Annotated in this window: 11 protein-coding genes; 1 reads left to right on the plus strand and 10 read right to left on the minus strand. The window is 58.4% G+C overall.

Translation table 11 applies throughout. The annotated features are described in order from the left end of the window. Positions 1-24: 24 nt before the first annotated feature. The 4 genes from AOA59_RS30025 to AOA59_RS30040 all read right to left on the minus strand — a co-directional run bounded on the left by AOA59_RS30025 (position 25) and on the right by AOA59_RS30040 (position 3,739). A complete protein-coding gene (locus tag AOA59_RS30025) occupies positions 25-753 on the minus strand; it encodes a dienelactone hydrolase family protein (RefSeq protein WP_069788734.1) in 729 nt (242 codons plus the stop codon). A 66-nt stretch (positions 754-819) separates the two neighbouring features. Then, positions 820-2,724, minus strand: a complete 1,905-nt coding sequence (gene htpG, locus AOA59_RS30030) for a molecular chaperone HtpG (protein WP_065929522.1) — start codon at positions 2,722-2,724, stop codon at positions 820-822. Positions 2,725-2,813: 89 nt separating this feature from the next. Then, positions 2,814-3,266: a PaaI family thioesterase gene (locus AOA59_RS30035; protein WP_099489979.1), complete on the minus strand. Its 453-nt coding sequence runs from the start codon at positions 3,264-3,266 to the stop codon at positions 2,814-2,816. Next, entirely contained in the window at positions 3,263-3,739 is a 477-nt protein-coding gene (locus AOA59_RS30040; RefSeq protein ID WP_099489980.1) for a PaaI family thioesterase, read from the minus strand. Before AOA59_RS30040 ends, AOA59_RS30035 begins: the two co-directional genes overlap by 4 nt. Before the next feature lie 157 nt (positions 3,740-3,896). Between AOA59_RS30040 and AOA59_RS30045 the strand changes: the two genes are divergently transcribed. After that, a complete protein-coding gene (locus AOA59_RS30045; protein ID WP_056859728.1) occupies positions 3,897-4,154 on the plus strand; it encodes a hypothetical protein in 258 nt (85 codons plus the stop codon). 96 nt (positions 4,155-4,250) lie between these two features. Here the strand turns inward: AOA59_RS30045 and AOA59_RS30050 are convergent, their stop codons facing one another. The 6 genes from AOA59_RS30050 to odhB form a co-directional block, all read right to left on the minus strand. After that, positions 4,251-4,991, minus strand: coding sequence for a DUF599 domain-containing protein (locus AOA59_RS30050; RefSeq protein WP_056859729.1), 741 nt, complete (start codon positions 4,989-4,991; stop codon positions 4,251-4,253). A gap of 233 nt (positions 4,992-5,224) precedes the next feature. After that, positions 5,225-6,538, minus strand: coding sequence for a branched-chain amino acid transport system II carrier protein (gene brnQ, locus AOA59_RS30055; protein WP_056859730.1), 1,314 nt, complete (start codon positions 6,536-6,538; stop codon positions 5,225-5,227). A gap of 425 nt (positions 6,539-6,963) precedes the next feature. Further along, positions 6,964-7,845 carry a succinate--CoA ligase subunit alpha gene (gene sucD / locus AOA59_RS30060; protein ID WP_065929498.1) on the minus strand — a complete coding sequence of 294 codons (882 nt, stop codon included), beginning with the start codon at positions 7,843-7,845 and terminating at the stop codon, positions 6,964-6,966. Beyond that, complete coding sequence (gene sucC, locus AOA59_RS30065; protein ID WP_003210567.1) at positions 7,845-9,011, minus strand: ADP-forming succinate--CoA ligase subunit beta; 1,167 nt, start codon at positions 9,009-9,011, stop codon at positions 7,845-7,847. The genes sucD and sucC overlap by 1 nt, the downstream gene beginning before the upstream one ends. A 204-nt stretch (positions 9,012-9,215) precedes the next feature. Beyond that, the gene (lpdA, locus tag AOA59_RS30070) at positions 9,216-10,652 is read right to left on the minus strand and encodes a dihydrolipoyl dehydrogenase (protein WP_056859732.1); all 1,437 of its coding nucleotides are present in this window, start codon (positions 10,650-10,652) and stop codon (positions 9,216-9,218) included. A 99-nt stretch (positions 10,653-10,751) separates the two neighbouring features. Next, positions 10,752-11,978, minus strand: a complete 1,227-nt coding sequence (gene odhB / locus AOA59_RS30075) for a 2-oxoglutarate dehydrogenase complex dihydrolipoyllysine-residue succinyltransferase (protein ID WP_058421396.1) — start codon at positions 11,976-11,978, stop codon at positions 10,752-10,754. Positions 11,979-11,991 lie beyond the last annotated feature (13 nt).

Genomic DNA, 11,991 nt, shown 5'->3' on the forward strand with positions numbered 1-11,991 from the left:
GTGGGAACGATCAACGCTAAAGCTTTAGCCCTTGAACACTTCGTCCAGCAAGTTATGCATCGACTGGAACGCCCGTTTGGCCGTCTTTGCGTCGTACATCATCTTGCCCGGCACATTGGCGTGCGGGTCAGTAAAGGAATGCACCGCGCCGCCGTAGCTCAGCAACTGCCAATCCACACCGGCGGCGTTCATTTCCGCCTCAAACGCCGGCAGTTGCTCTTTTGGCACCAATGGATCGCTAGCGCCGTGCAGCACCAGCACCGAGCCTTTGACGTGCTTCGCACCTGCAGGATTGTGCGTGTCGATCGTACCGTGGAACGACACGGCTGCCTTCAACGGCGCACCGGTACGTGCCAGCTCCAGGGAGCAGAAACCGCCAAAGCAGAAACCGAAGGTGGCCAGCTTCGAGGTATCAACGGCCGCTTCGGTCTGGCTTTGCAGCTGCTCAAAGGCCGCCTGCATGCGCTTGAGCAGTGCCGGGTTATCGTTCTTCAACGGCATCATCGCAGCGCCGGCTTCATCGCCATTCGTCGGGCGCACGGTTTGCCCGTACAGGTCGGCGATCAGCACCACGTAGCCTCGGCTGGCCACGCTTTTGGCGATTTCTTCGGCACCCGCACTCACACCCATCCAGTTCGGCGCCATCAGCAGGCCCGGCAACGGGCCGTTGTGGCTCGCGTCGAACGCCAGGCGGCTTTCATAAGACTGGCCATCAATCTGATAGACCACGGAACGTACAGTGACTTGGCTCATCATTTACTCCAGTTGAGGTGCGTTAGAACGAAAAAACCCGCCGAAGCGGGTTTTTCTACAACGGTGTTAAACCGACAGTTCAACCAACAGCTTGTTCAGGCGGCGCACATACGCGGCCGGATCCTTAAGGCTGTCACCGGCGGCCAGGGCTGCCTGGTCGAAGAGGATGTGGGACAGGTCGCCAAAACGCTCTTCGCTCTGCTCGCCATCGAGTTTCTCGATCAGCGGGTGAGCCGGGTTGAATTCGAAGATCGGCTTGGAATCCGGCACTTTCTGACCGCTGGCTTCGAGGATCTGACGCATCTGCATGCCCAGATCCTGCTCGCCGATGGCCAGAATCGCCGGGGAATCGGTCAGACGGTGGGAAACCCGCACTTCGCTGACGGCATCGCCCAAGGCAGTCTTGATCCGCTCAACCAGGCCTTCTTTAGCCTTGGCGACTTCTTCGGCTTCCTTCTTCTCTTCTTCAGAGTCCAGGTTACCCAGGTCCAGGTCACCACGGGCCACGTCGACGAAGGTCTTGCCATCGAACTCGCTGAGGTAGCTCATCAGCCACTCGTCGATACGGTCGGTCAACAGCAGCACTTCGATGCCTTTCTTGCGGAAGACTTCCAGGTGCGGGCTGTTCTTGACCTGGGCGTAGGTCTCGCCGGTCAGGTAGTAGATCTTGTCCTGACCTTCCTTGGCGCGTGCCAGGTACTCGGCCAGCGACACAACCTGCTCGCCGTCGTCACCCTGAGTCGAGGCAAAACGCAGCAGGCCGGCAATTTTTTCCTTATTGGCGAAATCTTCCGCCGGGCCTTCTTTCATGACCTGGCCGAAGTTTTTCCAGAAGCCCTTGTATTGCTCAGGCTCGTTCTTCGCCAGTTTTTCCAGCATGTCGAGCACGCGCTTGGTCAGCGCCGACTTCATGGAGTCGATGATCGGGTCTTTCTGCAGGATTTCCCGCGACACGTTCAGCGACAGGTCGTTGGAGTCGACCACACCCTTGATGAAGCGCAGGTACAGCGGCAGGAAGGATTCTGCCTGGTCCATCACGAACACGCGCTGCACGTACAGCTTCAGGCCTTTCGGCGCTTCACGCTGGTACAGGTCGAACGGAGCGCGGGCCGGCACGTAGAGCAGCGAGCTGTATTCCAGCTTCCCTTCGACCTTGTTGTGGCTCCAGCTCAGCGGGTTTTCGTAGTCGTGAGCGATGTGCTTGTAGAACTCCTGGTACTCCTCGTCTTTGACTTCGGTACGAGGGCGGGTCCACAAGGCGCTGGCACGGTTGACCACCTCCCATTCCTGGGCAGGTTTTTCTTCACCCTCGACAGCCGCTTGTTCTTTCGGCAGTTCGATCGGCAAAGCAATGTGGTCGGAGTATTTCTTGATGATATTGCGCAGGCGGTAGCCGTCGGCGAACTCATCTTCAGCCGCTTTGAGGTGCAGCACGATACGCGTACCACGGTCAGCCTTGTCGACAGTGGCGATTTCGAACTCGCCCTCACCTTTGGAGGCCCAGTGCACGCCTTCGCTGGCGTCAAGGCCGGCGCGGCGGCTGAATACTTCAACCTTGTCGGCGACGATGAAGGCCGAGTAGAAGCCCACGCCGAACTGGCCGATCAGGTGCGAATCTTTCTTCTGGTCGCCCGACAGGTTCTTCATGAAGTCTGCGGTGCCGGATTTGGCGATGGTACCCAGATGGGTAATCGCGTCTTCGCGGCTCATGCCGATGCCGTTGTCTTCGAGGGTGACGGTCTTGGCGTCCTTGTCGAAGCTCACACGGATTTTCAGTTCGGCGCCACCTTCCAGCAACTCAGGCTTGGAGAGGGCTTCGAAACGTAATTTGTCGACAGCGTCAGAGGCGTTCGAGATCAATTCGCGAAGGAAGATTTCCTTGTTGGAATACAGCGAATGGATCATGAGGTGCAGCAGTTGCTTCACCTCGGTCTGGAAGCCCAGGGTTTCCTTTTGAGTTTCCACACTCATGGTCATCAAACTCCAATTGGATGGCAATGGCCGCGCCCGAAAGGGTTGGCGGCGGGTTGTCATCAAAGTTGGGGGCTAAGACCAGGATTTCAAGGGCGCACCCATTCCTCAATTTTGAAATGTGCGCGGGCGGTGGCAATCGGCTCCGCTGCGGTGCTTTGCCAGGCAGTGATCGCCACATTCGCCACCCGCCGGCCTTGGCGCCACACCTGGCATTTGGCGTAGGTGTCGCGAAACTGCCCGGCGCGCAGGTAATCCAGGGAAAAATCGATGATTTTCGGCAAGCCCGGCGCGCCGGTAAATACCAGCAAATGTAACGCCGCCGACAGCTCCATAAAACCTGCGATCACGCCACCGTGCAGCGCCGGTAATATCGGGTTACCAATATTGTCCTTGTTGGCCGGCAGGCGGAACAGCAGCTCATCCCCGAGCTTTGAGCATTCAATGCCGATCAACTTGGCGTAAGGCACCAGGTTGAGCAGCGCCTCATAGTCACCGCGCTGATGGGCCTGTTCGAGGCGGGTCTTGAATCGATGCGTCATGCCTGGTCTCCCTTGATCGAGTTGCCGAGTCCTTGCGTGCCCTTGAGGCGCTTGCCCATGCGCATGAAGGTGCCCACCACGTGGGCGATGGGCTGTTGCGGGTCATCCTGGTAGGCGAACCCACGGGTGAAGATCACGTCGGTGGTCACCCGGTAGCATTGTGCAAAGCCATACACCGGCTTATGCGGCTCGGCGGTATGCATATGGTCGACGCGCAAATCCAGGGTCGGGCACACCTCGAACTCCGGCAGCACGCACAGCGTGGCCATGCCGCAGGCAGTGTCCATCAATGAGGTCAGCGCGCCGCCGTGAATTACTCCGGTTTGAGGGTCGCCGACGATATGCGGGCCGTAAGGCAGGGCCAGCGTCATGCCCTCCTGGCTGGCGGCATGGACAATGATGCCCAGCACCTGGCAATGGCGCAGGGCCGAAACAAAGCGTGTGGCACGCTCTAACAAGGCATTTTCGGTCATGTGTTCAGACTCTTATTAGTGTGGGTTTACGCAGTATGGGGTTAGGGCTAAAAGTTCCTTGGCGGTGGTGTTTTATATATCTTTGAAACAAAAGGAACTAATGCTGGCCGTCTAAGCTCGAAAGGCCAGTAGATATATCCATAAGGAGAAACACCCCATGCGCAAGACTTTAGCTATTTCCATGATGTTGGCCGCTGCCCTCGGTCTCGCTGCCTGCGATAAGAAATCCGAAGACAAAGCCCAAGATGCTCAATCGCATGCTGAGCAAGCTCAGAAAGACATGGCCAAAGCACAGGATAAAGTGAACGACGCGGCAAAAGAAAACGCCGATGCTGCCAAAGCTCAGGCTGATGCGAACGCTGAAAAAGCGAAAGAAGACGGCACCGCTACTCCAACAGCACCTGCCAAGCCTTAATAGCCTGGTCTTTGCTGCAAAAAGAAAGCCCGCTTATAGAGCGGGCTTTTCTTTGTCTGCGGTTTAATAAAGCCGGACTAACACCGGTGCTTCCAGTTAAGACACGGCGTCTTTAGCCGGCTCAGCCACTGGCATATCGGTCGGCGTGTAGACCATCACCTGCAGTACGTCGGAATGAAACTCGCGGCGATACAGCACCAGCACCACCCCGCTGCTCATCAGCATGAACAACCAGGGGCTGACAAACCAGGCCAGCATGGTCATGCCGAAGTAATACGAACGCAGACCAAAGTTGAACTGGTTGGCCGCCATCGAAATCACCCGCGCCGCCCGCAGGGCAAATGCTTTGCGTTCCTGCTCCGACACATGCCGCTCACCGATCATCGGCGCCGACCCCACCAGCACGGCGGCAAAATTGTATTGGCGCATGCACCAACTGAACGTGAAGAACGCATAGACGAACACCAGCGCCAGGCACAGCAGCTTGATTTCCGACATGCCCTGGGACGCCTGCTGCACCATGGGAATGTCCGCCAGTAACGATACTGCGCGCTCGGACGCGCCCAGCACAGTGAGAATACCCGCGAGGATAATCAACGTACTGGACGCGAAGAACGAGGCGTTGCGCTCCAGGTTGCCGATCACGCTGGCGTCGGCAATCCGGTTATCACGCAGCAGCATGCGGCGCATCCAGTCTTCGCGATACAGGTGCAGCACGCTGGCCAGGCAGGCGGTGTCACGGGCTTTCCAGCTGGCATAACGGGTGTAACCACCCCAGCACAGGGCGAACCAGAAGGCGGCCAGCAGGTGGATTTGGTTGGTTTCGATGAACGACATGCGCGGGCCTTGTATGCGATGGATGAAGACGAACACGGTTAAAAAGGTGGGAGCTGGCTTGCCTGCGATAGTGGTGGATCAGGCGACACAGCAGTGACTGAACCAACGCCATCGCAGGCAAGCCAGCTCCCACACTGACCGTATTCCACACTTTAGAGGGTGTGGTCTTGCAGGCATAAAAAATGCCCCGTATCGATTGATACGGGGCATTTCCGTGAAGCGTGCGGCGCAGGTCAGGCGATCGCTTCGCTGCGCTTGCCGAGCATGCGGTCAACCACTACCGCCACGCCCAACGTCATCACCGACGGCACCAGCCACGCCAGGCCTTGCTCACTCAGCGGCAGATGCGCCAACTGCGCAGGCATCCAATCGGCAAGGCCAGCGCCCTTGAGCGCATCGATGCAACCAAAGATGAACGACACCAGCATCACCGGGCCAACAATACGGCCCTGCTCCTGCCAGAAGTCTTTGCAGAAGCTCAGGGCCACCAGCACGATGCACGGCGGGTAGATCGCGGTAAGTACCGGGATCGAGAAGGCAATCAGCTTGGTCAGGCCCAGGTTGGACACGAACAGCGAGAACAGCGCCAGAATCACCACCAGCGTCTTGTAAGACAGTGGCAGGACCTTGCTGAAGTACTCGGCGCAGGCGCAGGTCAGGCCCACGGCGGTGACCAGGCACGCCAGGGAGATCAGCACGGCGAGGAAGCCGCTGCCCAGGGAGCCGAAGGTGTGTTGCACGTAGGCGTGCAGCACGGCTGCACCATTGCTGGCACCGGCCGCCACGGCATGGCTGCCCGAACCCAGGCGGAACAGGCTGATGTACACCAGCGCCAGGCCCACGCCGGCAATCAGCCCGGCAATGATCGCGTAACGGGTAATCAACTTGGGCGACTCAACACCACGGGAGCGAATCGCGTTGACGATAACGATGCCGAATACCAGCGCGCCGAGGGTGTCCATGGTCAGGTAACCATTGATAAACCCCTGGGAGAACGGTGCAGCCACGTATTCCGGGGTGGCGACACCGACATCACCGGCCGGCAAGGCAAACGCAGCGATGCCCAGCACGGCCAGGGCGATGATCTTCAACGGTGCAAGGAAACGCCCTACGGTGTCCAGCAGACGCCCTGGGTACAGGGAAATGAAGAACACCAGCAGGAAGTACACCGAGCTGTAGAGGAACAGTGCCAGCGGGCTTTCGCCGGTCAGCGGCGCCAGGCCCACTTCAAACGAAACGGTTGCGGTACGCGGGGTGGCGAACAGCGGACCTACCGCCAGGTACGCCGCCGCCGCCAGCAGGCCACCGGCGATCTTACCGATCGGGCTGCTCAACGCGTCCATGCCGCCGCCGACTTTGGCCAGGGCAATCACGGTAACCACCGGCAAACCGACCGCGGTGATCAGAAAGCCCAGCGCTGCCATCCAGACGTGCGGCCCGGACTGCAAACCAACGATAGGCGGGAAGATGATGTTGCCGGCGCCCACGAACAGGGCAAACGTCATAAAGCCTAACGCCAGGATGTCCTGGCTTTTCAACACTTTCATTTCAGGAAATACCACACTACTGAATCGGAATTTAGAGAGGGATTCCCTGTGGATGAGGGAACTGCTGCCGGCCCGGATGGGGACCGACCGGTCTAGCGCGCGGCTTCCTTTTGGGAGGCGGACGCATAAAGAGGCGGCTAGAGTACAGAATTAAGCCGACAAACGCACTGTTGCGGGGCGGACTGTCCGATAAGCGACATTCAAATGTCGCGTTTTCATACTTAATTTGGCAATTCGCCCAGTGGGAGCTGGCTTGCCTGCGATGCAGACACCTAGGTGCACCAGCAAACACGCGTCGATGCCATCGCAGGCAAGCCAGCTCCCACATAGAACCGGGTACATTGGCCAAAATGGGATACCCAGAAATGCACAAAGGCCACCCGAAGGTGGCCTTTGTGTGGTGAAGCGTCAGCTAAGCGCGAGGCTTACTTGACAGCCCAACCGGTCAGCTCGGACAAAGCCTTGCCGATGTCTGCCAGCGAACGCACGGTTTTAACGCCTGCGTCTTCCAGGGCAGCAAACTTCTCGTCTGCAGTGCCCTTGCCGCCGGAGATGATTGCGCCAGCATGGCCCATGCGCTTGCCCGCAGGGGCAGTCACACCAGCGATGTAGGAAACAACCGGCTTGGTCACATTGGCCTTGATGTAGGCAGCCGCTTCTTCTTCAGCCGAACCGCCGATCTCACCGATCATGACGATCGCTTCGGTCTTCGGGTCTTCCTGGAACAGCTTCAGGATGTCGATGAAGTTGGAGCCTGGGATCGGGTCACCGCCGATGCCGACGCAAGTCGACTGACCGAAACCGGCGTCAGTCGTCTGCTTCACAGCTTCGTAGGTCAGGGTGCCGGAACGCGAAACGATACCGACTTTGCCTGGCAAGTGAATGTGACCTGGCATGATGCCGATCTTGCATTCGCCTGGGGTGATCACGCCTGGGCAGTTAGGGCCGATCAGGACTACACCCAGCTCGTCGCACCGAACTTTAGCTTCCAGCATGTCCAGGGTAGCAATGCCTTCGGTGATGCATACGATCAGCTTGATGCCGCCCAATGCCGCTTCCAGGATCGAATCCTTGCAGAAAGGCGCGGGAACGTAGATAACGCTGGCGGTGGCGCCAGTGGCAGCTACAGCCTCTTTCACGGTGTTGAAAACTGGCAGGCCCAGGTGCTCGGTGCCGCCTTTGCCCGGAGTTACGCCGCCAACCATCTTGGTGCCGTATTCGATGGCTTGCTGGGTGTGGAAACTACCTTGCGAACCGGTAATACCCTGGCAGATAACTTTGGTGTCTTTATTGATCAGGACGCTCATTATTTGCCCTCCGCAGCTTTGACAACTTGTTGAGCAGCGTCGGTCAGGCTGGTAGCCGCGATGATGTTCAAACCGCTTTCTGCCAGTACTTTAGCGCCCAGTTCAGCGTTGTTACCTTCAAGGCGAACAACAACCGGGATTTTAACGCCGACTTCTTTCACTGCACCGATGATGCCTTCGGCAATCATGTCGCAACGAACGATGCCGCCGAAGATGTTGACCAATACTGCTGCGACGTTGGAGTCGGACAGGATGATCTTGAACGCTTCGGTCACACGTTCTTTGGTAGCACCACCGCCTACGTCGAGGAAGTTGGCTGGTTTGCCGCCATGCAGGTTGACGATGTCCATGGTACCCATGGCCAGGCCAGCACCGTTTACCATGCAACCGATGTTACCTTCCAGGGCTACGTAGTTCAGTTCGAACTTGGCAGCGTGCGCTTCGCGCGGATCGTCTTGCGACGGATCGTGGAAAGTCTTCAGCTTAGGCTGACGGTACATGGCGTTGGCGTCGATGTTGATCTTGGCGTCGAGGCAGTGCAGATCGCCGTCAGCCTTGATCACCAGCGGGTTCACTTCCAGCAGGGCCAGATCGTGATCCTGGAACAGTTTGGCCAGACCTACGAAGATCTTGGCGAACTGGGCAACTTGCTTGCCTTCCAGACCCAGCTGGAAAGCCAGCTCGCGACCCTGGAATGGCTGAGCGCCAACCAGTGGATCGATAGTGGCTTTCAGAATTTTTTCTGGGGTTTCTTCGGCGATCTTCTCAATGTCCACGCCACCTTCGGTGGAGGCCATGAACACGATGCGACGGCTCGAACGGTCAACGACAGCGCCCAGGTACAGCTCTTTAGCGATATCAGTGCACGATTCAACCAGGATCTTGGTGACTGGCTGGCCATTGGCATCAGTCTGGTAAGTCACCAGACGCTTGCCCAGCCACTGCTGTGCGAAGGCCTTGGCGTCTTCTTTGCTGCGAACCAGCTTAACGCCGCCCGCTTTACCGCGACCACCAGCGTGGACCTGGGCTTTGACAACCCATTCGGTACCACCGATTTTGTCGCAAGCTTCTGCTGCTGCTTCCGGGGTGTCTACTGCGTAACCCTTGGATACTGGCAGGCCGTATTCAGCGAACAGCTGCTTACCCTGATACTCGTGAAGATTCATGCTTTTTACCGTCTTCGTTAGGTACTGCGCATTCGGCGCTGCGCTCATTATGAGTGCCGCGCCACCTGTGACTGCTGCTTGCACAACTTGCTGGGCTTAACACCCGTAAAGCTGTGCAAGGCTGCGTCCAGCGGATATTCCGCGGTGAGTCTTGCGCGCAAGGCTCACGACGGGCAACTCCGCCGTGGTTTCTTATTATCTCGCTTAGCGCTTCTTGCGGTTGGCGATGTGGATGGCGCCGCCATTCACAGCCAACGCTGCTTCGTGCAACGCTTCGGACAGGGTCGGATGGGAGAAGACCATCATGCCCAGGTCTTCGGCACTGGTGCCGAATTCCATGCCGATCGCGCCTTGCTGAACCAGTTCTGCAGCGCTCGGGCCAATCACGTGGACGCCCAATACGCGGTCAGTCTTGGCATCAGCGATGACTTTGACAAAACCACCGGTGTCGTTAGCTGCCATGGCACGGCCGGAAGCGGCAAACGGGAAGGTGCCGACGTTAACTTCAACGCCTTCAGCTTTCAACTGCTGTTCGTTTTTACCGACCCATGCAATTTCCGGGTGGGTGTAGATAACCGATGGGATCAGGTCGTAGTTCATCTGGGTTTTGTGGCCCTTGATGCGCTCGACAACCATGATGCCTTCTTCGGAAGCCTTGTGCGCCAGCATCATGCCGCGCACCACGTCGCCGATGGCGTACACGCCTGGCACGGTGGTAGCGCAGTGATCGTCAACGTGGATGAAACCACGCTCGTCGATGTTCACGCCGCTGTCGGAAGCCAGCAGGTCGGTGGTCACCGGACGGCGACCCACGGCTACGATCAGCTTGTCGAAGGTGATGGTCTGCTCGCCTTCTTTATCGGTGTAGGTCACAACGACTTCTTCGCCGTTGACCTTCGAACCGGTAACACGGGCGCCCAGCTTGATATCCAGACCTTGTTTGGTCAGGGTTTTCAACGCTTCTTTGGACACGGCGGTGTCGGCAGCCAGCAGGAACGTGTCCAGGGCTTCCAGCACAGTCACTTCAGAACCCAGGCGCGACCATACCGAACCCAGTTCCAGGCCGATTACGCCAGCGCCGATCACGCCCAGACGCTTGGGAACCGACTGGAATTCCAGGGCGCCGGTCGAATCAACGATCACGTTCTGGTCAACTGGAGCAGGCGGAATGTCAATTGGACGCGAACCTGGTGCCAGGATCACGTTTTCGGCTTCGATAACTTCAACCGAGCCGTCCGGCTTGGTGATTTCAACTTTCTTGCCGGCCAGCAGTTTGCCGTGGCCTTGCAGGGAAGTGACGCCGTTGGCCTTGAACAAGGTGGCAACGCCGGAAGTCAGGCCTTTAACGATGTTGGCTTTACGGCCGACCATTGCTGGCACGTCCATGGTCACGCCAGCATGGTTGATGCCGTGGATCGCGAAACCGTCCTGGGCTTCGTGGAATTTCCAGGAGCTGTCCAGCAGCGCCTTGGAAGGAATGCAACCCACGTTCAGGCAAGTACCGCCCAGCGCCAGTTTGCCTTCCTTGTCGGTGTATTTTTCGATGCAAGCAGTCGAGAGGCCCAGTTGTGCGGCCTTGATCGCGGCAACGTAGCCGCCAGGACCGGCACCAATCACTACAACGTCAAATTTCTGTGTCATGAAAATAGATCCTCTATTTGCGACAAGCTTTTAGCCCCACGTTGCAAGCCAAGCTGCTTGTTCCTGCAGCTTGCAGCTCGCAACGTGAGGCTGCTTCTATCAGATATCCAGCAGCAGACGAGCCGGGTCTTCCAGCAGGTTCTTGATGGTTACCAGGAAAGTCACGGCTTCTTTACCATCGATCAGGCGGTGATCGTACGACAGCGCCAGGTACATCATCGGGCGGATCACGACTTGGCCGTTGATGGCCATCGGACGTTGGATGATGTTGTGCATGCCCAGGATCGCAGCTTGCGGCGGGTTGACGATCGGGGTCGACATCATCGAACCGAAGGTACCACCGTTGGTGATGGTGAAGGTACCGCCGGTCATCTCGTCGATGGTCAGCTTGCCGTCACGGGCTTTCTTGCCGAAGCCGGCGATGCCGCCTTCGATTTCAGCCAGGCTCATCAGCTCGGCGTTACGCAGAACCGGTACTACCAGGCCACGGTCGCTGGACACGGCAACGCCGACGTCTGCATAGCCGTGGTAAACGATGTCGCTGCCGTCGATGGAAGCGTTGACTGCCGGGAAGCGTTTCAGCGCTTCGGTGGCCGCTTTCACGAAGAACGACATGAAGCCCAGGCGCACGCCATTGTGGGACTTCTCGAACAGATCCTTGTACTTCGAACGCAGGGCCATGACTTCGGTCATGTCGACTTCGTTGAAGGTGGTCAGCATCGCCATGTTCGACTGTGCTTCAACCAGACGCTTGGCCACGGTGGCACGTACACGAGTCATCGGTACGCGCTTCTCGGTGCGGTCGCCAGCAGCGAACACAGGCGCAGCGGCAGCAGGTGCTGCAGCCTTGGCCGGTGCGGCAGCCGGAGCGTTTTTCTTGGCTTCAACAGCCGCAACCACGTCTTCCTTGGTGACGCGACCGTCTTTGCCGGTGCCCTTGAGGGATGCCAGGTTGATGCCGTTTTCTTCAGCCAGCTGACGCGCAGCCGGTGCAGCGATCGGGTCTTCACCACCGGCAGCCGGAGCGGCAGCGGCAGGTGCGGCAGCCGGAGCAGCAGCAGCGGCGGCCGGAGCAGGCGCAGCAGCGCCGCCCGCTTCGATCGAGCCCAGGATCTGGTTCGACAGGACGGTAGCGCCCTCTTCAGCCACGATCGCGCCCAGCACGCCGTCAGCTTCGGCCAACACTTCCAGAACGACTTTGTCGGTCTCGATGTCGACGATCAGGTCATCACGCTTTACAGCGTCGCCTGGTTTCTTGTGCCAGGTGGCAACGGTGCCATCGGCAACCGATTCCGGGAATGACGGGGCTTTGATTTCGATAGCCATTATCTGTGGGTCC

The sequence above is a fragment of the Pseudomonas sp. 2822-15 genome, assembly GCF_002742515.1.
Lineage (GTDB): Bacteria > Pseudomonadota > Gammaproteobacteria > Pseudomonadales > Pseudomonadaceae > Aquipseudomonas > Aquipseudomonas salomonii.